At 66.9% G+C, this 25,838-nt stretch carries 18 protein-coding genes; 7 read left to right on the forward strand and 11 right to left on the reverse strand.

Annotated features, from left to right (window positions below; genetic code table 11):
• The first annotated feature begins 84 nt into the window (after nt 1–84).
• The gene (gene plsY, locus AC24R4_RS13930) at nt 85–693 is read left to right on the forward strand and encodes a glycerol-3-phosphate 1-O-acyltransferase PlsY (RefSeq protein WP_400392689.1); all 609 of its coding nucleotides are present in this window, start codon (nt 85–87) and stop codon (nt 691–693) included.
• A 28-nt stretch (nt 694–721) separates the two neighbouring features.
• Here the strand turns inward: plsY and AC24R4_RS13935 are convergent, their stop codons facing one another.
• Both AC24R4_RS13935 and AC24R4_RS13940 read right to left on the reverse strand, forming a co-directional pair.
• Nucleotides 722–2,005 (reverse strand): ATP-binding protein, encoded by a 1,284-nt coding sequence (locus tag AC24R4_RS13935; protein WP_400392691.1) that lies wholly within the window; start codon nt 2,003–2,005, stop codon nt 722–724.
• A 36-nt stretch (nt 2,006–2,041) separates the two neighbouring features.
• The gene (locus tag AC24R4_RS13940) at nt 2,042–2,776 is read right to left on the reverse strand and encodes a response regulator (RefSeq protein WP_066739401.1); all 735 of its coding nucleotides are present in this window, start codon (nt 2,774–2,776) and stop codon (nt 2,042–2,044) included.
• A gap of 308 nt (nt 2,777–3,084) precedes the next feature.
• Between AC24R4_RS13940 and AC24R4_RS13945 the strand changes: the two genes are divergently transcribed.
• From AC24R4_RS13945 to AC24R4_RS13960, 4 genes are read left to right on the forward strand one after another with little or no spacing between them, the layout of a single operon-like run.
• On the forward strand, nt 3,085–4,629 hold the full coding sequence (locus AC24R4_RS13945) for an MdtA/MuxA family multidrug efflux RND transporter periplasmic adaptor subunit (protein ID WP_400392693.1): 1,545 nt from the start codon (nt 3,085–3,087) through the stop codon (nt 4,627–4,629).
• Nucleotides 4,630–4,651: 22 nt separating this feature from the next.
• A complete protein-coding gene (locus AC24R4_RS13950) occupies nt 4,652–7,840 on the forward strand; it encodes an MdtB/MuxB family multidrug efflux RND transporter permease subunit (protein WP_400392694.1) in 3,189 nt (1,062 codons plus the stop codon).
• A complete protein-coding gene (locus AC24R4_RS13955; RefSeq protein WP_400392696.1) occupies nt 7,840–11,136 on the forward strand; it encodes an efflux RND transporter permease subunit in 3,297 nt (1,098 codons plus the stop codon). Before AC24R4_RS13950 ends, AC24R4_RS13955 begins: the two co-directional genes overlap by 1 nt.
• Nucleotides 11,137–11,150: 14 nt before the next feature.
• A complete protein-coding gene (locus AC24R4_RS13960) occupies nt 11,151–12,635 on the forward strand; it encodes an efflux transporter outer membrane subunit (protein ID WP_400392698.1) in 1,485 nt (494 codons plus the stop codon).
• On the opposite strand, the gene AC24R4_RS13965 is transcribed toward AC24R4_RS13960, so the two are convergent.
• Nucleotides 12,620–14,263 carry a hypothetical protein gene (locus tag AC24R4_RS13965; RefSeq protein WP_487523276.1) on the reverse strand — a complete coding sequence of 548 codons (1,644 nt, stop codon included), beginning with the start codon at nt 14,261–14,263 and terminating at the stop codon, nt 12,620–12,622. The genes AC24R4_RS13960 and AC24R4_RS13965 overlap by 16 nt on opposite strands.
• Nucleotides 14,264–14,476: 213 nt before the next feature.
• Nucleotides 14,477–15,376, reverse strand: coding sequence for a LysR family transcriptional regulator (locus tag AC24R4_RS13970; RefSeq protein WP_487523277.1), 900 nt, complete (start codon nt 15,374–15,376; stop codon nt 14,477–14,479).
• A gap of 122 nt (nt 15,377–15,498) precedes the next feature.
• Here AC24R4_RS13970 and AC24R4_RS13975 point away from each other — a divergent pair, with 122 nt between their 5' ends.
• Nucleotides 15,499–15,948 (forward strand): PACE efflux transporter, encoded by a 450-nt coding sequence (locus tag AC24R4_RS13975; RefSeq protein ID WP_153946631.1) that lies wholly within the window; start codon nt 15,499–15,501, stop codon nt 15,946–15,948.
• 93 nt (nt 15,949–16,041) lie between these two features.
• On the forward strand, nt 16,042–17,631 hold the full coding sequence (dacB, locus tag AC24R4_RS13980) for a D-alanyl-D-alanine carboxypeptidase/D-alanyl-D-alanine endopeptidase (protein WP_400395838.1): 1,590 nt from the start codon (nt 16,042–16,044) through the stop codon (nt 17,629–17,631).
• A 271-nt stretch (nt 17,632–17,902) separates the two neighbouring features.
• Here dacB and AC24R4_RS13985 read toward each other — a convergent pair whose 3' ends face one another.
• The 7 genes from AC24R4_RS13985 to AC24R4_RS14015 form a co-directional block, all read right to left on the reverse strand.
• Nucleotides 17,903–18,895, reverse strand: a complete 993-nt coding sequence (locus AC24R4_RS13985; protein WP_400393814.1) for an L-threonylcarbamoyladenylate synthase — start codon at nt 18,893–18,895, stop codon at nt 17,903–17,905.
• 6 nt (nt 18,896–18,901) lie between these two features.
• Nucleotides 18,902–20,146: a 5-(carboxyamino)imidazole ribonucleotide synthase gene (locus AC24R4_RS13990; RefSeq protein WP_400393816.1), complete on the reverse strand. Its 1,245-nt coding sequence runs from the start codon at nt 20,144–20,146 to the stop codon at nt 18,902–18,904.
• A 27-nt stretch (nt 20,147–20,173) separates the two neighbouring features.
• The gene (gene purE, locus AC24R4_RS13995) at nt 20,174–20,671 is read right to left on the reverse strand and encodes a 5-(carboxyamino)imidazole ribonucleotide mutase (protein WP_400393818.1); all 498 of its coding nucleotides are present in this window, start codon (nt 20,669–20,671) and stop codon (nt 20,174–20,176) included.
• 18 nt (nt 20,672–20,689) lie between these two features.
• Complete coding sequence (locus tag AC24R4_RS14000) at nt 20,690–21,598, reverse strand: phosphoribosylaminoimidazolesuccinocarboxamide synthase (protein WP_400393820.1); 909 nt, start codon at nt 21,596–21,598, stop codon at nt 20,690–20,692.
• Nucleotides 21,599–21,705: 107 nt separating this feature from the next.
• On the reverse strand, nt 21,706–22,770 hold the full coding sequence (fba, locus tag AC24R4_RS14005) for a class II fructose-bisphosphate aldolase (protein ID WP_400393821.1): 1,065 nt from the start codon (nt 22,768–22,770) through the stop codon (nt 21,706–21,708).
• Nucleotides 22,771–22,882: 112 nt separating this feature from the next.
• Nucleotides 22,883–24,328, reverse strand: coding sequence for a pyruvate kinase (gene pyk, locus AC24R4_RS14010; protein ID WP_153946624.1), 1,446 nt, complete (start codon nt 24,326–24,328; stop codon nt 22,883–22,885).
• A gap of 96 nt (nt 24,329–24,424) precedes the next feature.
• Nucleotides 24,425–25,621, reverse strand: coding sequence for a phosphoglycerate kinase (locus AC24R4_RS14015; RefSeq protein ID WP_400393823.1), 1,197 nt, complete (start codon nt 25,619–25,621; stop codon nt 24,425–24,427).
• Nucleotides 25,622–25,838: the final 217 nt, after the last annotated feature.

Below are 25,838 nucleotides of genomic sequence, written 5' to 3' on the forward strand. Positions count from 1 at the left end.
CGCCGGGGAAACCACGGCGTGCGCCGGCGCCGTGCCGCGCTACAATCGCGCCAGCCTGAAATTCCTTGTCTTTATTCCCACACAATGGTCAACCTGATATTTGCCGTCATCGCCTACCTGATCGGATCGGTGTCGTTCGCCGTGGTGGTCAGCAAGGTCATGGGCCTGCCCGATCCGCACAGCTACGGCTCCGGCAACCCCGGCGCCACCAACGTGCTGCGCACCGGCAACAAGAAGGCCGCGATCCTGACGCTGGTCGGCGATGGCCTGAAGGGCTATGTGGCGATCATGCTGGTCAAGCACCTCGGCCCCGGCTACGGCGTGGACGATACCGGCCTCGCGCTGGCCGCGCTGGCCGTGTTCCTGGGCCACCTGTTCCCGGTATTCCACCGCTTCGCGGGCGGCAAGGGCGTGGCCACCGCGGCCGGCATCCTGTTCGCGATCGACCCGCTGCTGGGCGCCGGCACGCTGGCCAGCTGGCTCATCATCGCGTTCTTCTTCCGCTATTCGTCGCTGGCCGCCCTGGTGGCCGCGATCTTCGCGCCGTTCTTCTACGTGCTGATGTTCGGCGTGGATATCATTGCCGGCGCCGTGCTGGTCATCGGCATCCTGCTGATTGCCCGCCACCGTAGCAATATCGCCAAATTGCTGGCCGGCAAGGAAAGCCGGATCGGGGAAAAGAAGAAGGTCTGAGAGCCGGATTGCCGAGACAGGGCCGCGATCAGGCCGCCTGCGCCATCGCCGTGAACGGGAACACCATCTCCACGCGCAGGCCGCCTTCGTCGCGGTTGGTGATCGTCAACCGGCCACCGCCCTGCCGGACCAGACGGTCGACAATGGCCAGGCCCAGCCCGGAATGCGCATTGCCGCCGCGCGCCGGATCGAGCCGCACGAACGGCATGGTCACGCGCTCGATGGCGTCGGCCGGGATGCCCGGGCCCTGGTCTTCCACGGTCAGGCACCAGCCCTCGGTGGTGCGCGACGTCGCCACATAGACCGGCGGGGCCCCGTAGGCATACGCGTTGTCCACCAGATTGCCGATGATGCGGTCCAGCTGGGTGGCGATCATGCGGAAGCCGTCGCCGGCGGTCAGTTCCAGCACCACCTGCCTGTCCTGCTCCTGCAGCGACGCCGCCAGTTCTCCAATGCGCTTGTCCACCGGCACCGGCCGGGCCGTGGGCTCGCTGCTCTGCGCAAAGGTCAGGAACTGCTCCACGATGGCCGACATCGAGTCCACGTCGCGCGTCACACCGGCCGCCGCCTTGGGATCCGACAGCATCTCGGCCCGCAGGCGCAGCCGCGCCAGCGGCGTCTTCAGGTCGTGCGCGATGCCGGCCAGCATCGTATTGCGCTCCTGGTCGATGCGGAACAGGTCGGCCACCATGCGATTGAAACGCACGATCAGCTGGCGCAACTCGTGCGGCCCGCGCTCGCGCAGCGGCGGCACGGCCTGCTGGCGCGACAGCTTTTCGGCCGCCTCCGCCATATCGCGCACCGGCCGCTGGATCTGCCACGCCACGAACAGCGCAAAGACGATGGCCACCCCTACCACCAGCACCACGCCCGGAATCAGCCGGTTGTCGGGCGGCGGGTTATGCACGAACAGGATCGGCATGGCGATCCAGCGATTGCGGTTGGGCAGCTTGATCCAGAGCCGGGGCGTGGACAGTTCGTCCTCCAGCCGCACTTCGGACCCCGGCGGCAGGCGGCGCGTGAACTGGTCCACCAGGCGGCGCGGCCGCCCACCTTGCGGACGGCCGGCGTGCTCGTCCGCCGCGGCGGTATCGGCCACTTCGACCAGGCTCGGCAGCGGCACGGGCGGCCTGGCGTCGAGGGCGCGCTGGATGCTGTCCAGCTGGAACAGCATCTGCTCGACCGAATAGTCGATCTGCTGCTGGCGCCGATCCATGCGCAGGATGGCCAGCCACGAGAAATGGCTGATCATCAGCACGGCGGCGATCAGCAGCGCCATGCGGCCGAACAGGGTGTCGATTCTTAGCTTCATGCCTTGGCTTCATGCGGAGGCTCCGTGACGGGAGCCTTATTGCGGAACGCTGTCCTCGGCTTCGTCAGGCACAAAGGTGTAGCCCCGGCCACGTACGGTCTGGATATAGCGCGGGCGCTGCGCGTCTTCGTCCAGCAGCCGGCGCAGGCGCCAGATCTGGACGTCGATGCCCCGGTCGCTGATGCCATTGGCGGTGCCATACATCAGCTCGACGATCCGCTCGCGCGACAGCACTTCCAGCGGATGCATCAGCAACAGCTTCAGCAGCGCGAATTCGGTATCGCTGATCGACACGGCCTGGCCGCTGCGTTCCAGCGAACGCTGGCGGAAATTCACCCGGAACGGGCCGAAGGCGATCGATTCGCGGTCTTCCGGCGCGGCGGCAGGCCGGGCCAGCTTGCGGCGCAGCACGGCGTTGATGCGGGCCAGCAGCTCGCGCGGCGAGAAAGGCTTGCCCAGGTAGTCGTCGGCGCCGATCTCCAGCCCGACGATGCGGTCGATCTCGTCGCTGCGCGCGGTCAGCAGGATCACCGGGATGTCGTCGTTCTTGGCACGCAGGTTGCGCAGGGCGGTCAGGCCATCGACCTTGGGCATCATCAGGTCCAGCACGATCAGCGCCGGGCGCTCGCGCTCCAGCCGGGCCTGCAGGCCATCGCCATCGTGCAGCACCGACACCGCAAAGCCCTGCGAGGTCAGGTATTCGCGCAGCAGGTCGCGCAATTCGGGATCGTCGTCGACGACGAGAATCTGTGTGGGCTGGTTTGTACGCATAGGCACATGATAGTCAGGACGGGCCTGCAACCTTGCAAATGCCCGGGACGGTTTTGTTTCTGGACGTTACACCCAAGCCGCCCGTAACCCGCTGTAATAAAAGCGGGAAACCGCGAAATACGTGGGATCACGGCTGCACATTATGCTTGCATCCATGACGCGCCCCGCCGGGCGCCATCCCACCTGACGGCGGGTCGCCCTGCCCTCGCGATGCGGCATACTGCTGCCACTTCGCCGTCACAGTCGCTGTGCGAATACCGTTTGGCACGCGCGCCTTTTATGTCGTGCCGGTTCCCAGGATTCCGTTCATGTCCCACCCAGAACAAGGTCAAACTATCCCCCCCACTCCGCCGCGCGGCCCGGTCCGTTCGCGCCGCCGCACCTGGATTGCCGTCGCCGTCATGGTCGTGCTGGCGGGCGCCGGCTGGTACTGGCACAGCCACCGCAAGGCGGCGCAGGAGGCCGCGGCCGGCACACCCGGCGCCGCCAGCGGGGCGGCGGGCATGGGGGCAGGCCGGCGCGCGGCGGGCGGGCCCGGCGGCCAGGGCGGGCCGAACGCCATGCCGCGCTCGCCCGTGGTGGTCAATACGGTCAGCAAGCGCAACATGGATGTGGTGCTCAATGGCCTGGGCAACGTGACGCCGGTGGCCAACGTCACCGTGCGCGCGCAGGTGTCCGGCCCGCTGCTGAAGGTGTTGTTCAAGGAAGGCCAGATGGTCAAGGCCGGCGACGTGCTGGCCGAAATCGATCCGCGCCCGTTCCAGGCCGCCCTCGACCAGGCCGTGGGCCAGCTGGCCCGTGACCAGGCGCTGCTGCAGAACGCCCGGCTGGACCAGCAACGCTACAAGACGCTGCTGGCGCAGGATTCGATCTCGAAGCAGCAGGTGGACACGCAGGACGCGCTGGTGCGCCAGTACGAAGGCGTGGTCAAGACCGACCAGGGCAACGTCGACAACGCACGGCTGAACCTGGGCTACACGCGCATCGTGGCGCCCACCTCGGGCCGCATCGGCCTGCGCCAGGTGGACCCCGGCAACATCGTCAGCACCGGCGACACCAATGGCATCGCCCTGATCACGCAGATCCAGCCGATCACCGTGCTGTATACGATCCCCGAGGACAACCTGCCCGCCGTGCTCAGGAAGCTGAACGCCGGCGAGAAGCTCCAGGTGCAGGCGTGGGACCGGCAGATGCGCAACCAGCTGGCCGAGGGCTCGCTGTTGACCACCGACAACCAGATCGATACCACCACCGGCACGGTCAAGCTCAAGGCCATCTTCCAGAACACCGACGGCATGCTGTTCCCGAACCAGTTCGTGAACGTGCGCACCCGCGTGGATACCATGGAAGACGCCACGGTGATTCCGGTGGCCGCCATCCAGCGTGGCCAGCAAGGCACCTTTGTCTACGTGGTGGGCGACGACAACACCGTGAAGGTTCAGGTGGTGACGCTGGGCCCGAGCGATGGCGCCCGCACCGCCGTGCTCAAGGGCGTGGAGCCCGGCCAGCGCGTGGTGGTGGACGGCGCGGACCGCCTCAAGGAAGGCATGGTCGTGGAAGCGGTGGACCCGGCCGCGCGCGCCGCGCAGCTGCAGCCGTCGAGCGCGCCGCGGGCGCGTGGCCGGCGCGGCAACTGGGGGGGCGCCAGCGGCGCGCATGGCGGCGCAAGCGGCGCGAATGGCGGCGCAAGCGGCGCCCACGCGGCACCGGCCAGCGATGGGGCTGGCGCTTCGGCCGCGGCTGGCGCACCGGGCGAACGCCGTCGCCTGCGCGACGCGGACGCCAGCCCGAATCCGGCCACCAGCACGCCGGCGAACCCGGGCGCCAGCGTGGGCCAGCGGCCGCAGCAGTAAGAGAAGAGGACAGGGAAGCGGCATGAATCCTTCGCGCATCTTTATCGAGCGGCCGGTGGCCACGGCCCTGCTGATGCTGGCCATCCTGCTGTCGGGGCTGGTCGCATTCAAGCTGCTGCCGCTCTCCGCCCTGCCCGAGGTCGATTACCCGACCATCCAGGTCACCACGCTGTACCCCGGCGCCAGTCCCGACGTGATGACGTCGTCGGTCACGGCGCCGCTGGAGCGCCAGTTCGGCCAGATGCCGGGCCTCAAGCAGATGTCGTCGTCGTCATCGGGCGGCGCGTCGGTCATCACGCTGCAGTTCGAGCTGACGCTGTCGCTGGACGTGGCCGAGCAGGAGGTGCAGGCCGCCATCAACGCCGGCGGCAACCTGCTGCCCGCCGACCTGCCGATGCCGCCGGTCTACAGCAAGGTCAATCCGGCCGACGCGCCGATCATGACGCTGGCGATGACGTCAGACACCCTGCCGCTGCCCAAGCTGCAGGACATGGTCGACACCCGCGTGGCCGCCAAGATCTCGCAGATCCAGGGCGTGGGCCTGGTCACCATCAGCGGCGGCCAGCGCCCCGCCGTGCGCATCCAGGCCAACCCGACGGCACTGGCCAACCTGGGCATGTCGATCGACGACCTGCGCACCGCCATCGGCAGCGCCAACGTCAACGGCGCCAAGGGCAGCTTCGACGGCCCGTCGCGCGCCTCGACCATCGACGCCAACGACCAGCTCAAGTCGGCCGACGAGTACCGGCAGATCATCATCGGCTACCAGAACGGCGCGCCGATCCGCATCACCGACGTGGCCGACATCATCGACGGCCCCGAGAACAGCCGCCTGGCCGCGTGGGCCAATGCCAGGCCGGCCATCGTGGTCAATATCCAGCGCCAGCCGGGCGCCAACGTGATCGAGGTGGTGGACCGCATCAAGACGCTGCTGCCGCAGCTGCAGTCGGCGCTGCCGGCCTCGGTCCATGCGCAGGTGCTGACCGACCGCACCACCACGATCCGCGCCTCGGTCAAGGACGTGGAGTTCGAACTGCTGCTGGCCATCGCGCTGGTGGTGATGGTGATCTTCGTCTTCCTGCGCAACCTGTCGGCCACGATCATCCCGGGCGTGGCCGTGCCGCTGTCGCTGGTGGGCACGTTCGGCGTGATGTACCTGGCCGGCTTCTCGATCAACAACCTCACGCTGATGGCGCTGACCATCGCCACGGGCTTCGTGGTGGACGACGCCATCGTGATGATCGAGAACATCATGCGCTACATCGAGGAAGGCGATTCCCCGATGGAGGCCGCGCTGAAGGGGTCGAAGCAGATCGGCTTCACCATCATCTCGCTGACGTTCTCGCTGGTGGCCGTGCTGATTCCGCTGCTGTTCATGGGCGATGTGGTCGGGCGGCTGTTCCGTGAATTCGCGATCACGCTGGCGGTGTCGATCCTGATCTCGGCCGTGGTGTCGCTGACGCTGACGCCGATGATGTGCGCCCGCCTGCTGCGCCATGTGCCGGAAAGCGAACAGTCGCGCTTCCACCTGGCCACGGGCCGCTTCTTCGACAACGTGATCGACCGGTACGGCCGGGCGCTCGAATGGGTGCTGGCGCGCCAGACCGCCACACTCGTCGTGGCCGTCGGCACGCTGGTGCTGACCGGCCTGCTCTATCTGCTGGTGCCCAAGGGCTTCTTCCCGGTGCAGGACACCGGCGTGATCCAGGCCATCACCGAGGCAGCGCAGACCAGTTCGTTCCAGTCGATGGGACGCAAGCAGGAAGCCGTGCAGAAGGTGATCCTGGCAGACCCGGCGGTGGCCAGCGTGTCGTCGTTCATCGGCGTGGATGGCACCAACCAGACCATCAACGCCGGGCGCATGCTGATCAACCTGAAGCCCAAGGGCGAGCGCGATTCGATGGCCGTGGTGACCGACCGCCTGCAGGAGGCGGTGCACAAGCTTGGCGGCGTGTCGCTCTACATGCAGCCCGTGCAGGACCTGACCATCGAAGACCGCGTGGCGCGCACCCAGTACCAGTTCACGGTGGAAGATCCCGACCCGACCGTGCTGGCCGAATGGGTGCCGAAGCTGGTCGAACGGCTGCAGCGCGAGCCCGAGCTGCGCGACGTGGCCAGCGACCAGCAGAACAACGGCCTGCGCGCCTTCGTGGAAATCGACCGCGACGCCGCCGCGCGTTTCGGCATCACCACGGCCGTGATCGACAGCGCGCTGTACAGCGCATTCGGCCAGCGCCTGATCTCGACCATCTTCACCCAGTCCAGCCAGTATCGCGTGGTGCTGGAAACCATGCCGGAATTCCGCACCGGCCCCGCATCGCTGGCCGAACTGCGGCTGCCGTCGTCGTCGGGCGGGCAGGTGCCGCTGGGCTCGATCGCGCGGATTTCCGAACGCACGGGCCCGCTCGTGATCAACCACCAGGGGCAGTTCCCGGCGGCCACGATCTCGTTCAACCTGGCGCCGGGCGAATCGCTGGGTGCCGCCGTCGACAAGATCACCAAGGTGGAACAGGAAATCGGCCTGCCGATCTCGATGTCCACCGAATTCCAGGGCGCCGCGCTGGCCTTCCGGGCCTCGCTGTCGAACACGCTGTGGCTGATCCTGGCCGCCGTGATCACCATGTACATCGTGCTGGGCGTGCTGTACGAGAGCACCATCCACCCGGTGACGATCCTTTCCACGCTGCCGTCGGCGGGTGTCGGCGCGCTGCTGGCGCTGCTGGTCTTCCAGCAGGACCTGGGCATCATCGCGATCATCGGCATCATCCTGCTGATCGGCATCGTCAAGAAGAACGCGATCATGATGATCGACTTCGCGCTCGAAGCCGAACGCGAGCATGGCATGAAGCCGTACGACGCCATCTTCCAGGCCTGCCTGCTGCGGTTCCGGCCCATCCTGATGACCACCATGGCCGCGCTGCTGGCGGCGCTGCCGATGATGCTGGGCGCCGGCATCGGCTCGGAACTGCGCCGGCCGCTGGGTATCACGATGGTGGGCGGCCTGCTGGTCAGCCAGGTGCTGACGCTGTTCACCACGCCGGTGATCTACCTGGCGTTCGACCGCGTGGCATACCGCCTCAAGGACTGGCGCGTCCGCCGGTTCGGCAACCCGAACGGCGGCGACGATGACCGCGGCGACGGCGACGATGGCAGCCACGGCGGCCACGGCGGCCACAGCGTGACGCCGCGTCCGCAGGAGCCGAACGCCTGATGAACCTTTCGGCCACCTTCATCCACCGCCCGGTCGCGACCGCGCTGCTGACCATCGGCATTCTGCTGGCCGGCATTGCCGCGTTCCGGCTGCTGCCGGTGTCGCCGCTGCCGCAGGTGGACTTTCCCACCATCTCGGTCTCGGCGTCGCTGCCCGGCGCCAGCCCCGAGACCATGGCCGCCACCGTGGCCACGCCGCTGGAGCGTGCGCTGGGCGCCATCGCGGGCGTGACCGAGATCACGTCGAGCAGTTCGCTGGGCTCCACGCGCGTGACGCTGCAGTTCGACCTGTCGCGCGACATCGACGGCGCCGCCCGCGACGTCCAGGCGGCCATCAATGCGTCGCGCGCCACGCTGCCCACCAGCCTGCCGAACAACCCCACCTACCGCAAGGTGAACCCGGCCGACGCGCCGATCATGATCATCGCGCTGACGTCGCCGACGATGACGCGCGGCCAGCTGTACGACGCGGCGTCGACGATCCTCGCCCAGAAGCTGTCGCAGGTGGAAGGCGTGGGCCAGGTGACGATCGGCGGCTCGTCGCTGCCGGCCGTGCGGGTGGAACTGAATCCGACCGCGCTGAACCACTACGGCATTTCGCTGGAGGACGTGCGCAACACGATCAGCGCCACCAACGCGAACCGGCCGCTGGGCATCCTGGACAACCCCAGCACGGCATGGCAGGTCTATGCCAACGACCAGGCGATGGCGGCCAAGGATTACATGCCGCTGATCATCCGCTACGCCACGCCGGGCACCTATTCGTCGACATCGGCCGGCGCGCTGATCGCCAGCACGGCCAACGCGGCCGCAGGCGGCAACGTCAGCACCAAGACCGTCAACGGCGTCACCACCACCACGATCACCACCAGCAGCGGCACCACCACCATCAGCACCGGTGCCACGGGCGGCAACGTCAACAGCGGCGGCCCGAACTCGTTTGCGGTGCCGGTGCGGCTGCAGGACGTGGCCAATGTGGTGGATTCGGTGCAGGACATCCGCAACGCGGGCTCGGCCAACGGCCAGCCGTCGGTGCTGCTGGTGCTGAACCGCTCGCCGGGCGCCAACATCATCGAGACCGTGGACCGCGTCAACGACCTGCTGCCGCAGCTGCGCAAGATGGTGCCGGCCACGATCTCGCTGGACGTGATGATGGACCGCACCCCCACCATCCGCGCGTCGCTGCGCGAGGTGGAGCACACGCTGATGATCTCGGTGGCGCTGGTCATCATGGTGGTGTTCGTGTTCCTGCGTAACGTGCGCGCCACCCTGATCCCGAGCGTGGCCGTGCCGGTGTCGCTGGTGGGCACGTTCACGATCATGTACCTGGCCGGGTTCTCGCTGAACAACCTGTCGCTGATGGCGCTGACGATTGCCACGGGCTTCGTGGTCGATGACGCCATCGTGGTGCTGGAGAACATCTCGCGGCACATCGAGGAAGGCATGAAGCCGTTGGCCGCCGCGCTGCGCGGTGCGCGCGAAGTGGGGTTCACGGTGCTGTCGATGAGCCTGTCGCTGATCGCGGTGTTCATCCCGCTGCTGCTGATGGGTGGCATCGTGGGCCGGCTGTTCCAGGAATTCGCGATCACGCTGTCGGTGGCCATCCTGGTGTCGCTGGTGGTCTCGCTGACCACCACGCCGATGATGTGCGCCCGGCTGCTGCGCCCGGTGCATGAGGAGACGCAGGGCCGCTTCCACCGGGCCACGGAACACCTGTTCGTGCGCCTGCAGAACGGCTATGCGCGCACGCTGGGCGTGGCGCTGCGCCATGGCCCGGTGGTCTGGATCGTGCTGCTGCTGACCATCGCGCTGAACGTCTACCTGTACGTGATCGTGCCAAAGGGCTTTTTCCCCCAGCAGGACACGGGGCGGCTGATCGGCTTTATCCGTGCGGACCAGGCCACGTCGTTCCAGCTGATGCGCACCAAGCTCGACAACTTCATCAAGATCGTGCAGTCGGACCCGGCCGTGGTCAACGTGACGGGCTTCACGGGCGGGTCGCAGCGCAACACGGGCCAGATGTTCGTCACGCTCAAGCCACTGTCCGAGCGCAAGGAGACGGCCGACCAGATCGTGGCGCGGCTGCGCGGCAAGCTGGCCAGGGAGCCCGGCGCGAGCCTGTTCCTGACGCCGGTGCAGGACATCCGCATCGGCGGGCGCCAGAGCAGTTCGGCCTACCAGTTCACGCTGCAGTCCGATGACCTCGATGTGTTGCGCGCATGGGAACCCAAGGTGCGCGCGGCGATTTCGAACATCAAGGGCCTGGAGGACGTGGACACCGACACCAACGACAAGGGCCTGCAAACGTCGGTCATCATCGACCGCGATACGGCATCGAAGCTCGGCGTCACGGCCCAGCAGGTCGATGCCATCCTGAACGACGCGTTCGGCCAGCGGCTGGTGTCGACGATCTATCACCCGCTGAACCAGTACCGCGTGGTCATGGAGCTGAGCCCGGAATACCTGCAGGGCCCGCATGCGCTGCAGGACATCTACGTGGTCACCGGCGGCGGCAAGCGCGTGCCGCTATCGGCCTTCGCGCGCGTGACGCCCACCAGCACGCCGCTGGGCGTGAATCACCAGGGCCAGTTTGCTGCGTCCACCATCTCGTTCAACCTGGCCGAGGGCTATTCGCTGTCGCAGGCCACCGACGCCATCAAGCTGGCCATGGCGCAGATCGGCGCACCCGAGACGCTGCAGGCCAACTTCGCAGGAGGCGCCAAGGCCTTCCAGGATTCGCTCAAGAGCCAGCCGCTGCTGATCCTGGCCGCCATCATCACGATCTACATCGTGCTGGGCATACTCTACGAAAGCTACGTTCACCCGCTGACGATCCTGTCGACGCTGCCGTCGGCGGGCGTGGGCGCGCTGCTGGCGCTACTGCTGTTCAAGACCGAGTTCAGCATCATCGCGCTGATTGGCGTGATCCTGCTGATCGGCATCGTCAAGAAGAACGCCATCATGATGATCGACTTCGCCATCGACGCCGAACGGCGCGACGGCCTGAGCCCGCGCGACGCCATCTACCGCGCCTGCCTGCTCCGTTTCCGGCCGATCATGATGACCACGGCCGCCGCGCTGCTGGGCGCGGTGCCACTGGCGCTGGGCCGTGGCGATGGCGCCGAACTGCGCGCGCCGCTGGGTATCTCGATCGTCGGCGGCCTGGTGGTCAGCCAGTTGCTGACGCTGTACACGACGCCGGTGGTCTACCTGACGCTCGACCGCTGGCGCCTGAAGGTCAATGCCTGGCGCGCACGCCGGCAGCAACGCGGCGCCGCGCCGCAACTCGAATCCTGAAGAACGCATCCGCCATGTTCCAACGCTCCTATTCTCTTTCGGTGGTGGCCCTGGCCTGTGCCCTGCTGGCCGGCTGCGCGGTCGGCCCCGACTACCAGCGCCCCGACGCGCCCGTACCCAAGGCCTTCAAGGAAGCCAGCGACGCCATGCCCGCCTGGACCGGCGACTGGAAGACGGCCGAGCCGCAGGACGCCGCCGGCCGCCCCGACTGGTGGCGCGTATTCAACGACCCCACGCTGGACGATCTGATATCGCAGGTGCAGGTGTCGAACCAGAACATCAAGGCAGCCGAGGCGATCTATCGCCAGGCGACCGCATCGCTGGCGGCCGCACGCGCGGGCTACTTCCCGACGGTGGGCGCCAATGTCGGCGTATCGCGCGGCAAGTCGAGCGCGGCCGGACATGTGGTCGACGGCCAGAACGCCACGCTGTCGGCCAGTTGGGAAATCGATATCTGGGGCCGCATCCGCCGCCAGGTGGAAAGCGCCGAAGCGGGCGCGCAGGCCAGCCAGGCCGACCTGGCATCGACGCTGCTGTCCACGCAGGCCACGCTGGCGCAAAGCTACTTCTCGCTGCGCGTGGCCGACGCCCAGCGCGCGCTGCTCGATCGCACCGTGGCCGACTACGCCAGGTCGCTGCAACTGGTGCAGAACCAGTACAAGGCCGGCACCGCGCAACGCTCCGACGTGCTGCAGTCAGAGACACAGCTCAAGTCGGCCCAGGCCCAGCAGCTCGATATCCAGATCAGCCGCGCGCAACTGGAACATGCCATCGCCATCCTCGTCGGACGGCCGCCTTCGGAACTGAACATCGCGCCGGCCGATTTGCAGACCCCGGTGCCGGTGGTGCCAGTGGCCGTGCCTTCGCAAATGCTGGAACGCCGCCCCGACATCGCCGCGGTCGAACGCCGCATGGCGGCGGCCAATGCCGAGATCGGCGTGGCGCAGGCGGCCTACTATCCCACCCTGTCGCTGTCGGCCACGGGCGGCCTCACGGCCAGCACGCTGGCGCGCTGGCTGTCGCTCCCCGACCGCGTGTGGTCGGTCGGCGCCGGCCTGGCCGGCACGGTGTTCGACGGCGGCCTGCGCAGTGCCGCCAAGGCGCAGGCCGTGGCCGCCTACGACCAGACCGTGGCCAATTATCGCCAGACCGTGCTGAGCGCCTTCCAGGAAGTCGAAGACAACCTGGCCTCGGCACGCGTGCTCGAGCAGGAAGCCGTGGTCCAGGGCGACGCGCTGCGCTCCGCGCGCGAGGCGCTGTCGCTGGTCAACAACCGCTACAAGGCCGGCACCGCCGGCCTGCTCGACGTGCTGACCGCCCAGACGGCGGCCTACACCGCCGAAACCACGACGCTGCGCATCATGGATCGCCAGTACACGGCCGCCATCACGCTGATCAAGGCGCTGGGAGGCGGATGGCATGGGTATGACGCCGAGGCGGCGCAGCAACAGCCCGCGCCGCCGTCATCGGCGTCCGCCCCGGATCAGCACTCGTCGTAGTCCGGGAGGAAGGTCCAGTCGGCGTTGCTGCGCTGGTTGGCCGGCATCGGGCCATAGCTGCTCTTGTTGAGCTGGTAGTACTCGCGCAGCCCCGACGTTGCGTTGACCTGGTAATAGACCGTGCCGATCAGGCCCCGATTGTCTGGAGCAGGCCGCCAGCTGTTCGGGACAGGCTTGTAGCAGGCCCGGATGCTCGAGATATTGTCGTTCATCCCCAATCGGCTCAAATCGGTCTGACTCGCGTCGCCTCTCAGGATATGGCATCGCCCGGCAAAGCCGGCGTCTTCGCAGATCTTGTAGGCATGGTCGGCAGGCGCCTCGATGGAGCTGATCGCATTGTTGCTGCGGCCTTCCAGGCGGGCAACAACGCCACTCGGCGGTAGACACAGCAGCAAGGTCTTGTGGCGAGCCGCGTCATAGGCACACACGCCCGATTCGGTGTACGGCAGATCGGGGTAGAACGGCCGTACCGTCAGCCCCGACCACCAGTTGCCAGTGGTATTGCTGAAGATGTCATAGATCGAATAGCCGTAGTCGGCCAGCGTGTAACGCGTATTGACGACTGGGATTTCCGAGCCTTTGCGACCCCACCACTCGCCCACGACACCATCGTCGTACCGTTTGTTCACCCAGGTGTTGGCTGAACCGCCCGCCCCGATGGAAACCCGGAATCTTCTGACGTCGTGCAGGCCATCACACTTGACCGCGACCAGATCGGCCAACGGGGCCTGGCCTGTCACCGTCTGACAGCCGAGAGGCGCCTCGATGCTGGAATAGCCCTCGCGCTTGACGCGCGTCTGCCATGGCACATAACGCTTGACTTCCTCGCCGGTGATCGGATCGACAACCGATGCCGCCGAGTCGTCCTCGCGAATCGAAAAGTAATTGCAGGCCTTGGCACGGGTGGAATCGTCCACCGACCGCTTGCGGCGGCGATCCTCCTCTTCTTCTTCGGTGATGTTGCAGAGCGAACAGACCGAGGCAAGCGCATTCGCTGTGCCGGGCAACGCCGGGGCGACAAGCTGTACCGTACTGGTCGGGGCACTGCTGATAAAGAACGGGTTGTTGTTGGCTACCGTGTTCCCCGGGACGTAATTTGGATTCCGCTGCTCGGCGACGACTTCCATTTGCCCCGTGTCGGCATTGCGCTCGAATATCCGGACGGATTCCACCAGGTCGTTCGGCACGCCGTAGTGGGCCATCCATTCGTCCTCGTGCCGGAAACGGTCGGCGGTGCTCCGGAAGATCACGTTCCCCAGCCGCGTGTACGCGTCCCGCAACGACGCATAGGCGCTATAAAAGCTGTCTGTCGCCCGAATGCGATACACATAACTGCGGCTGCCGCGCCCCAACAGCCATCGGCTGGCAAACTGATGCGCAACGGCTTCCTCTGCCGACGTCGGAACGAACGCGGAGGTCCTCTCCATGCATGAGCTGCCGCCCACGTGCTGGTACACGTCGCTGTTGGTTCCCGGGCTCGGGAAGCCATTTTGGAACACCTGTTCCGGCGGCAAATTCGAGCCGCGATAGACAAAGGCCGGCGGCGCGGCGGATGCCCATCCCACCACCGACATCAATATCACGGCCAGCATGGCCGCGCGCATGTACGACAAGACAGATACCCGCATCGTTACCTCCTCGCGTTGAACTGCAAGTATCTATATCGGTGCCGAGACCTTCCGTCTGCCGTAGACAATCCAAATTCAGCGTTTTATGCGAATTATCAAATATGGCGTGATCAGCAATCCGTTTCCGACGGCTCCTGTTTTCGGATGCAAATTTGCATAACCAGCGACGTCTCCCGACTCTTCTTCGGCAGATAGCGATGACCGCCATCCCGTCTATCGCGCCTCCGGCACCGGCAACGCCTGCTGGCTGACCCGTTCCTTCAGCCACGTGGCGGCCTTGCCCAGGGGGCGCTGCTTGTGCCAGACGATTTCCATGGCGACGGGCCAGTCCTGGTCCTGGAATGTCAGCTGCGGCGACACCAGGCCGGCTGCCGCCGGCGAGTTGGCGGCGACGTGCCAGGGCACGAACGCCCAGCCCAGGCGGCGCTTGACCAGTTCGACGATGACCCACTGGCTTTCCACCCACCAGACTTCGGCGGCCACGCGCAGGCGCTTCTTTTCCTCGCTATCGCTGCGCGTTGCCACCATCAGTTGGCGGTAGCGTTTCAGTTCCTCGAAATCCACGCGCGGCTGGGCGGCCAGCGGGTGGTCGGGTGCGCAGATGATCGGCATCGGCACCCAGCCGAGCGCGTGGAAGCCCAGTTCCGGCGGCAGGATTTCCTGGCGCCACATGATGCCCAGGTCCGCGCACTGGCTCAGCACCAGGCGGCTGACGTCTTCCATCAGCGGGAACAGGATTTCGAGTTCGACCGACGGGAATCGCTCGGAAAACTCGGTCAGCAGTTCGCCCAGCGTTTCTTCGGGATACAGCTCGTCCACGGCCAGCGTGAGGCGCGACTCCACCCCCTCGCCCAGGCTCTTGGCCACGCCCCGGAAATGCTCGCAGCGTTCCAGGATCACGCGCGCTTCCAGCAGCAGCCGTTCGCCGGCCGGTGTCAGCACCGGGTAGCGGGCGCTGCGGTCGAACAGCGTGGCGTCGAGGTCGACTTCCAGATTGGCCACGGCGGCGCTGATGACCGACTGGGCCTTGCCGAGCTGTCGGGCGGCGGCAGAGAACGATCCGGTCTCGGCGGCGGCCGCAAACGCCTGGAGTTGGTCGAAGGAGAGAGACATGGGAAATACGGCGCGTGTTCGCCGCCATCTATCGGATTTTCAGATGGTATCCAACTTGCGATCAGCTGTCGCGCCGATAGAATGCCGTCTATTGTCGAAATTCGCTGAAATTGGAGAGCCTCATGCGTACCACTGCAGACCGTATTCGTCACACCGTCGGTTTCGAGGTGATCGGTCTGATCGCATTCGCGCCGCTGGCCAGCCTCGTATTCGGGTACGAGCTGCACCAGATGGGCATCGTTGGCGCGGTGGCGGCCCTGATCGCCGCCACGTGGAACTACATCTACAACATCCTGTTCGACCGCGCGATGCTGCGCTTCACGGGGCAGCTCAAGAAATCGACGCCGATCCGCGTGCTGCACGCAATCCTGTTCGAGGGCGGCCTGCTGATCGTGTTCCTGCCGTCGGTGGCGTGGTACCTGAAGATCGGCCTGGTGGAAGCCTTCATCATGGACATTGCCGTGGCCGGCTATTACATGGTCTACGCGTTCTTCTACAACTGGGCCTACGACGCGATCTTCCCGATTCCGAATGCCACGCCGTCGGCATCCGATTGTCAGTCGGCCAACTGAGCGGACCGAGCGCCGCGTAGTCGACCTCGCTCACGAAATGCGGCCTGAAACGGCCGCATGACGTCATCCGGCGCGCATGGGCCATGCGTTAACATGCTCGCCATGCCCATCCGTCCGCCCCTGCTCCGCCGCAGCCTGTCGCCCGCCATCGTCGCGGCCACGCTGCTCATCCTGGGTCTGTCCGCAGCCCAGGCCAAACCCGTCAAGAATACCAAGGCCGCCCGCGCGGCCACAGCCGCCACGGCCGTCGCCGCGACAGCCGGCGCCGCCCGTGCCAAGGCCGAACCCGCCGATCCCGCCGCCGCGCGCAGCGGGCTGCCGGCCACCGTGACCGCCGCGCTGCGCCGCGCCCATGTGCCGCTGTCCGCCGCGAGCTTCTACGTGGTCAAGGTGGGCGCCCCGCAGGCGCGCGTGAGCTGGAACGCCGAGACGCCAATGAATCCGGCCTCGACGATGAAGGTGGTCACCACCTTCGCCGGCCTGCAGCTGCTGGGGCCCGATTTCCGCTGGCTGACTTCGCTCTATGCCGACAATCAGCCCGGCCCCGACGGCACGATCAACGGCAACGTCTATCTGCGCGGCCGGGGCGACCCCAAGCTCGTGCCCGAGGAAATGGCCAAGCTGGTGGCCACGGCCCGGTCCGCTGGCGCCACCACCATCAATGGCGACGTGGTGCTCGATCGCAGCTTCTTTGCCGATGGCATGGACGGCAGCTACACCATCGACGGCGAGACGCAGCGCGCCTACAACGTGAATCCGGACGCCCTGCTCTACGCGTTCAAGACGCTGTCGTTCACGATCACCCCGGACGCCGCCAACCGCACCGTGGACGTGGCCGTCACGCCCGCGCTGGCGCAGTTGCGCGTGGACAACCGGATGACGCTGGCCAACGGCCGCTGCGGCGACTGGAAGTCGCGCGCCACGCCCAGCATCATGCCGCAGCCGGACGGCACCGTCGTGGCATCGTTCGATGGCAGCTACGCGGCCGATTGCGGCGAGCACATCGTCAACCTGGCCACGCTGAGCCACAGCGACTTCATCTGGGGCGGCTTCGTCGCCGAATGGCAGAACGCCGGTGGCCGCTTCGCGCGCCCGCCCGGCCTGCGCAGCGGCCCGGTGCCGCGCAACGCCTTCCTGCTGGCGCGCCACTACGGCCAGCCGCTGGGCGATATCGTGCGCGATATCAACAAGTTCTCGAACAACGTGATGGCCCGCCAGCTGTTCCTGACGATTGGCGCGGAAATGGATCGGAAGGGCCCAGCCAGCACCGACAAGTCGTCGCGCGTGATCCACCAGTGGCTGGCCAGGCAGGGCCTGGACATGCCGAACCTGGTGCTGGAGAACGGCTCCGGACTGTCGCGCGACGAGCGTATCAGCGCCTACGACATGGCCCGCCTGCTGCAGCAGGCGCTGGCCAGCAACGTGGGGCCGGTGCTGATCGATTCGCTGCCGATCCTCGGCGTGGACGGCACGCTGCGCAACCGCCTGACACGCGCCAATGCGGCAGGCAACGCCTACCTGAAGACCGGCACGCTGGCCGATGTGCGCGCGTTGGCGGGCTATGTCGATGCGCTCAATGGCGAACGCTACGTGGTGGTGGCCTATATCAACCACCCCAACGCCTCGGGTGCCCAGGAAGCCCACGATGCGCTGATGCAGTGGGTGTACAAGGGCGCGCCTTGAGGCTGGATTCGGGCGTGGCGAGGATTTGACATGCCCGCCCTCTCCCCCAGCCCCTCTCCCGCGTGCGGGAGAGGGGAGAAAACCGGGGGCATCAGGAGGTGCCGGCTGCTTGCGTTTGCGTTTGTGTTGCGTTTGCGTTGCGTTTGCGTTGCGTTTGCGTTGCGTTTGCGTTGCGTTTGCGTTGGCGTAGAGAAAATACAAACACCGCCGGTCTGCTCCCCTCTCCCGCCCAGCGGGAGAGGGGCCGGGGGAGAGGGCCCGCGGCTACATCTCAGCTGTCTTCGAACGCTGCCGCAGCGCGGCCCAGGCGGTCGCGCACACCGTCCCACTCGTGCGAATCGGGCACCGGCTCGAACACCAGCCGCTGATAGCCTTCCTTGTCGAGCTTGCGCAGCAGGCCGTACAGCGCCTGGGCATAGGCGTCGGGCGTGGCCGGTGCGGCCACGAACACGCAGCGCGGATCTGCGCTGGCGGACGCCTTGCCGACAAACGCCAGCCGTCCGCCCTCGGGCAAGCCCTGTAGCAATTGCGGCAGGGCCTCGGCCTGCGCCAGCGTCAGCGTGGTGCGCGGCGCGTAGTGGGCCTTGAGCGTGCCCGACGCGCGCGGCGCGGCGGCATCGGGCGGCAGCGGCAGCGTGCCCAGCACGTCGGCCATCATTGCCGCCGTGATCGCGCCGGGGCGCAGCAGCACGGGGCCCAGCGTATCCAGACGCGACAGGTCAACGATCGACGATTCGATGCCGACATCCACGCCGTCGCCTTCCAGCACGTAGACGGTGCCGCCGAATTCGTCGCGCACGTGCTCGGCCGTGGTCGGGCTGACCTGGCCGAACTTGTTGGCCGACGGCGCGGCAATGCCGCCCCGGCCGCGCCGGAAACGCGCCAGCAGCGCCTGGGCCACGGGGTGCGACGGGCAGCGCAGGCCGATGCTGTCCTGCCCGCCCGCCACGGCGGCCGGAATATGCGCGGCGCGCTTCAGGATGATCGTCAGGGGACCGGGCCAGAAGGCGTCGATCAGCTTCTGCGCGGCCTCGGGCACCTCATCGGTCCAGTAGCTGACGTCGCCGCCATCCACCACGTGCACGATAACCGGATGGTTCGACGGGCGGCCCTTGGCGGCGAAGATGCGCGCCACGGCTTCGGGGTTCTCGGCGTCCGCGCCCAGGCCGTAGACGGTCTCGGTCGGAAACGCCACGAGCTGGCCGGCTTCGAGCAGGCGAACTGCCTCGTCAAGCTCGGCGGCCGTGGGCATGCGTGAAGACATCGAATCTCAGAGCGGGATATGCAGGGCGGTGGCGGCGGCGTCGAACGCGGCGGCCGCGGCCTCCGCCCGGTCGCCCACGCAGTTCACGTGGCCCATCTTGCGCGACGGGCGCGCGTCGTTCTTGCCATACAGATGCAGCTTGGCGCCGGGCTGCACCAGCACCTCGTCCCATGCCGGCGTGCGCTCCAGGCCGAACTCGAACCAGCAGTCGCCCAGCAGGTTCAGCATCTTGCCGGCCGAATGCTGGCGCGTGCTGCCCAGCGGCAGGCGGGCCATGGCGCGCACCTGCTGCTCGAACTGGCTCGTCTCGCAGACATCCATCGTGATATGACCGGAATTGTGCGGGCGCGGGGCCATCTCGTTGGCCACCAGCGTGCCGTCGGTCAGCACGAAGAACTCGATGCACAGCACGCCGACATAGCCCATTTCCGAGGTGATGGTGGCGGCGGCGGCGCGGGCGCGCGTGGCGATGTCGTCGGACACGCTCATCGACGGCATCGTCGTGGAAAACAGGATGCCGTCGCGATGCACGTTCTCGGCCAGCGGCCACGTGGCCGTGGTGCCGTCGGCGCCGCGGGCCGCCAGCACGGAGACCTCGTAGGCCAGCGGCAGCATCTGCTCCAGCACGCACGGCACATGCTGCATGGCCTTCCAGGCGGCGCGCACGTCCTCGCGCGTCTTCACGCGGGCCTGGCCCTTGCCGTCGTAGCCCATGCGCGCCGTCTTGAGGATGCCGGGCAGCACGTTGTCGGGCACGTTGTCCACATCGGCGTCGTGCTGGATCACCCAGTGCGGGGCCGGCGGCACGCCCGTACGCTCGGCGCACGCGGCAAAGAACTTCTTCTCGCCGATACGGTTCTGCGCAATCGACACGCAGTAGCCGCGCGGCGCCACGAACACGCCCGCCTGCTCCAGGCGGTCCAGCGAGATCGACGGCACGTTCTCGAACTCGGTACTCACGGCCTGGCACAGGCTGGCCAGCTCGGCCAGCGCGGCGTCATCGGTGTAGGTGGCGCAGATATGGCGGTCGGCCACGTTGCCGGCCGGGCTGTCCTGGTCGGGGTCGAGCACGCAGACGCGATAGCCCATCGACTGCGCCGCGTGCGTGAACATGCGGCCCAGCTGGCCGCCGCCGAGCATGCCCAGCCAGGCGCCGGGCAGGATGGGCGCGCCGGGGGCGTCCACGCCAAATTCGGCGCGCGACTCCGGCGTATGGGCTTCGGACAGGTAAGGATGGATATCGGTCGGCATGGCTCGGGCTTTTGTTACGGCTGAAACTTAGACAGGCAGGGTCATCGCGCGCGCGGCGTCGGTCTGCCTGGCGCGGAACGCTTCCAGTGCGCTGGCCAGCGCATCGTCGGTGGTGGCCAGCGTGGCGATCGCATGCAGCGCCGCGTTGGCGGCACCGGCTTCGCCGATCGCGAAGGTGGCCACGGGCACGCCCTTGGGCATCTGTACGATCGACAGCAGCGAATCCTCGCCGCGCAGGTACTTCGACGGCACGGGCACGCCGAACACCGGCACGATCGTCTTGGCGGCGATCATGCCCGGCAGGTGCGCGGCACCGCCGGCGCCGGCGATGATCGCGCGGATGCCACGGCTGCGCGCCGACTCGGCGTAGCGGAACATGTCGTCGGCCATGCGGTGCGCCGACACGACCTGCGCCTCGAACGCCACGTTGAAATCCTTGAGCATGGCCACGGCGTGCTGCATCACGTCCCAGTCGGAACTGCTGCCCATCACCACGCCCACCACCGGCTTTGCTGCATTGCTCATGTTCTGGTCCCTTCCGCCTTACTGCAGCTGCTCGCCGGTCAGGCGGGTCAGCGCTTCCTTGTACTTGTCGGCGGTCTTCTGCACCACGTCATCGGGCAGCTTCGGCGCCGGCGCGGTCTTCGGCCACGGCTTGCCGTCGATGCGCACGGCTTCCAGCCAGTCGCGCACGAACTGCTTGTCGAACGACGGCGGATTGGTGCCCACCTGGTACGAATCGGCCGGCCAGAAGCGCGACGAATCGGCGGTCAGCACCTCGTCCATCAGCGTCAGCGTGCCGTTTTCGTCCAGGCCGAACTCGAACTTGGTGTCGGCGATGATGATGCCGCGCGTGGCCGCGTACTCGGACGCTTCCTTGTACAGGCGGATCGAGACGTCGCGCATCTTTTCGGCCAGTTCGCGGCCGATGCGCTGCACGACCTCGTCGAACGAGATGTTCTCGTCGTGCTCGCCCATCTCGGCCTTGGCCGCCGGGGTGAAGATCGGCTCGGGCAGCTTCTGCGCGTTCTGCAGGCCGGCCGGCAGTGCGATGCCGCACACCTTGCCCGTGGCCTGGTAATCCTTCCAGCCGCTGCCAGCCAGGTAGCCGCGCACCACCGCTTCCACCAGGATCGGCTTCAGGCGCTTGACCACCACGGCGCGGCCCTTGACCTGCGCCACTTCGTCGGGCGCCACCACGCTTTCCGCCGTCACGCCCGTCTCGTGGTTCGGCACGATGTGCGCGAGCTTCCGGAACCAGAAGTTGGCCATCTGGTTCAGCACGCGACCCTTGGCCGGAATCGGCTCGCCCATGATCACGTCGAAGGCCGACAGGCGATCGGTCGTCACGATCAGCAGCTTGTCGTCGCCGACGGCGTAGTTGTCGCGGACCTTGCCGTGGCCGAGCAGCGGCAGGGACTGGATGGAGGATTCGTAGAGGGCGTCAGACATGGTGTGAAAGCGGCTGCGGCTGAAAACAAGCGGGGCTTCGTGCGGTTGGCGAAGCCCCATGAAGTACGAACGCCCCGCGCGCCGGGCGGGCGGGGCGGTGAAACGATTTACTGCACGACCTGGGCGAGCTTGCCCGACGCGTACTGGCTGGCGATATCGGCCAGCGACACGGCCTTGATCTTGCTGGCCTGGCCTTCGCAACCGAAGGCGATGTAGCGCGCCTTGCACACCTGCTTGGCGGCTTCGCGGGCCGGCTTCAGGTATTCGCGCGGGTCGAACTTGCTCGGGTTTTCCGCGAAGAAGCGGCGGATCGCGCCGGTCATCGCCAGGCGGATGTCGGTGTCGATGTTGATCTTGCGCACGCCAAACTTGATGGCTTCCTGGATCTCTTCCACCGGCACGCCGTACGTTTCCTTCATGTCGCCACCGAACTGGCGGATCTCGGCCAGCAGTTCCTGCGGCACCGACGACGAACCGTGCATCACCAGGTGCGTGTTCGGAATGCGGGCGTGGATTTCCTTGATGCGGCCGATGGCCAGGATGTCGCCCGTGGGCTTGCGCGTGAACTTGTAGGCGCCGTGCGAGGTGCCGATGGCGATGGCCAGCGCGTCCAGCTGGGTCGCCTTGACGAAGTCGGCGGCCTGCTCCGGATCGGTCAGCAGCATCGAGTGGTCGAGCTTGCCTTCGGCGCCGATGCCGTCTTCCTCGCCGGCTTCACCGGTTTCCAGCGAGCCCAGGCAGCCCAGTTCGCCTTCCACGGTCACGCCCAGCGCGTGGGCCATCTGCACGACCTTGCGGGTCACGTCGACGTTGTATTCGTAGTCCGCCGGGGTCTTGCCGTCTTCCTTCAGCGAGCCGTCCATCATCACCGACGAGAAGTTCAGGTCGATGGCGGCCTTGCAGATCGCCGGCGACTGGCCGTGATCCTGGTGCATCACCACGGGGATGTGCGGATAGGCTTCCACGGCGGCTTCGATCAGGTGACGCAGGAAGTGCTCGCCAGCGTATTTGCGCGCGCCTGCCGAGGCCTGCATGATCACCGGGGCATTGACCTCGTCGGCGGCCTGCATGATGGCCTGAACCTGTTCGAGGTTGTTCACGTTGAAGGCCGGCAGACCGTAGTTGTTCTCGGCGGCATGGTCCAGCAGCTGGCGCATGGATACGAGTGGCATGTCTAACTCCTGAATAAAAAAACGGTATCTGGTATTTTTTCGATGCTGCGCCGGGCAGGTTCGCGCATCCGCGGTGCGCCGTCCGTGCAGCGCACCACATCGGACGTCATCTTTACTTGAACTTGCTGCCGACCCTCACGATCTTCAGCGTGTTCGTGCCGCCGGCCTGGCCCATCGGCTCGCCGATCGTCAGCACAATGAAATCGCCATGCTGCACGGCACCCTGCGCCAGCAGCAGTTCCTCGGCCTGTTCCAGCGCCTCGTCCCGGTCGGTGCTCGACTGCAGCGGCAGCGGCACCACGTTGCGGTACAGCTGCATCTTGCGCTGCGACGCCAGATTGGGCGTCATGGCATAGATCGGCACATGAATGCGGTGACGGCTCATCCACAAAGCCGTGGCACCCGAATCGGTCAGCGCGGCAATGGCCTTCACGCCTAGATGATAGGCCGTGAACAGCGCACCCATGGCAATCGACTGGTCGATGCGCGAGAACGTCTGGTTCAGGAAATCGGTGTCCAGCTGCACGACCTCGGACTTTTCGGCCTCCAGGCAGATCGCGGCCATGGCCTCGACCGTTTCCACCGGATAGCGCCCGGCGGCGGTCTCGGCCGACGTCATCACGGCGTCGGTGCCGTCCAGCACGGCGTTGGCCACGTCCGACACCTCGGCGCGCGTCGGCACCGGGTTGACGATCATGCTCTCCATCATCTGGGTGGCCGTGATGGTCAGCTTGTTGGCCTCGCGGGCCAGGCGGATCATGCGCTTCTGCAGCGCCGGCACCGCCGCGTTGCCCACTTCAACGGCCAGGTCGCCACGGGCCACCATGATGCCGTCCGACGCGTTCAGGATTTCCTCGAGCACGCCCGGGCGGATGGCCTCGGCGCGTTCGATCTTGGCGATCATGCGCGCCTTGTGGTTGTGCGGCTGGCCGGCCACGTTGGCCAGCTGGCGCGCCATTTCCATGTCGGTGGCGTTTTTCGGGAAGCTCACGGCCACGTAGTCGGCGTGCAGCGCCATGGCGGTCTTGATGTCCTCCATGTCCTTGGCGGTCAGCGCCGGCGCCGACAGCCCGCCGCCCTGGCGGTTGATGCCCTTGTTGTTCGACAGGTCGCCGCCAACGCGCACCGTGGTGAAGATCTCGGTACCGATCACGCGGTCCACCACCAGCACGATCAGGCCGTCGTTGAGCAGCAGCACGTCGCCCGGGCCCACGTCGCGCGGCAGGTCCTTGTAGTCCAGCCCCACGCGGTCCTGGTTGCCGGTCTCGCAGTTCGAGTCCAGCACGAACGGGTCGCCGGCCTTCAGCGTGACCTTGCCGTTCTCGAACCTGCCGACGCGGATCTTGGGGCCCTGCAGGTCGGCCATGATGGCCACCTCGCGGCCGCAGGCCGTGGCCGCCTCACGCACCAGCGCGGCGCGGTCGATATGGTCCTGCGCCGTGCCGTGCGAGAAGTTCAGGCGCACCACATCGACACCGGCCCCGATCATGCGGGTCAGCACTTCCAGCGAACTGGACGCGGGGCCAATCGTGGCGACGATCTTGGTGGAACGGGTCATGCGGGCGGTTTCCTGGGGTTAGCTGGCGGGGGGGGCCTGGGGGCAACTGGCTATGGCTATGGGCCGGCCGGCTCGCGCCGCCAGCCCGCACGGGTTTCAGCCGGCAGCGCGTTGTTCCAGCACTTCGAACGCCGGCAGCGTCTTGCCTTCCAGGAACTCCAGGAAGGCGCCGCCGCCGGTGGAGATGTAGCCGATGCGGTCGGCGATGCCGTACTTGGCGATGGCGGCCAGCGTGTCGCCGCCACCGGCGATCGAGAACGCCTTCGACGATGCGATGGCGTCGGCCAGCACCTTGGTGCCGTTGCCGAACTGGTCGAACTCGAACACGCCGACCGGGCCGTTCCAGACGATGGTGCCGGCGGCCTTGAGCTGGTCGGCCAGCATGGCGGCCGTCTTCGGACCGATGTCCAGGATCATGTCGTCGTCGGCCACGTCCTTGACGTCCTTGACCGTGGCGGCGGCCGTGGCGCTGAATTCCTTGGCGCAGACCACGTCCACCGGAATCGGCACCGATGCGCCGCGCGCGGCCATGATGTCGATGATGGCGCGGGCGTCGCCCACCAGGTCGGGTTCGGCCAGCGACTTGCCGATCTTCAGGCCGGCGGCCAGCATGAACGTGTTGGCAATGCCGCCACCGACCACCAGACCGTCCACCTTGTCGGCCAGCGCCTTCAGGATGGTCAGCTTGGTCGATACCTTCGAACCGGCCACGATGGCCACCAGCGGACGGGCCGGCTGGCCCAGCGCGCGGCCCAGCGCGTCGATCTCGGCGGCCAGCAGCGGGCCGGCGCAGGCGATCGGGGCGAATTTGGCGATACCGTGGGTGGTGGCTTCGGCGCGGTGCGCGGTGCCGAAGGCGTCATTGACGTAGACGTCGCACAGCCGGGCCATCTTCTGGGCCAGTTCGTCGCTGTTCTTCTTCTCGCCCTTGTTGACGCGGCAGTTTTCCAGCAGGACCACCTGGCCCGGCGCCACTTCCACGCCATCGACCCAGTTCTGGACCAGCTTCACCGGCTTGCCGAGCAGTTCCGACAGGCGCGTGGCGATCGGGGCCAGCGAATCCTCGGGCTTGAACTCGCCCTCGGTCGGGCGGCCCAGATGTGACGTTACCATCACGGCAGCGCCGGCTTCCAGGCAGGCCTGGATGGCCGGCACCGACGCGCGGATGCGCGTGTCCTCGGTGATGTTGCCTGCGTCGTCTTGCGGCACGTTCAGGTCGGCGCGGATAAACACACGCTTGCCGGTAAGTTTGCCTTGGGAAATGAGATCGGTAAGACGCAGGACAGAGGTCATGGCGATAAGAGCGGGGACGGGGACGGCATACAACCGTCCACAGAAGTCTGGAAAACCGCCATTTTACCTGATCGCCGTGACGGATTTGCGCCTTGCCGCGGGGGTGCCGCAGGGGCATCACATGGCGGGCCGGCAAAGACCCTACTTAAGGAGGGGATGTTGTCTTAACAACTTCTGCCCCGTATGCGGTAATGTACGCCCTAAATGTACTAAACGT

Source organism: Cupriavidus sp. CER-90 (assembly GCF_057652055.1).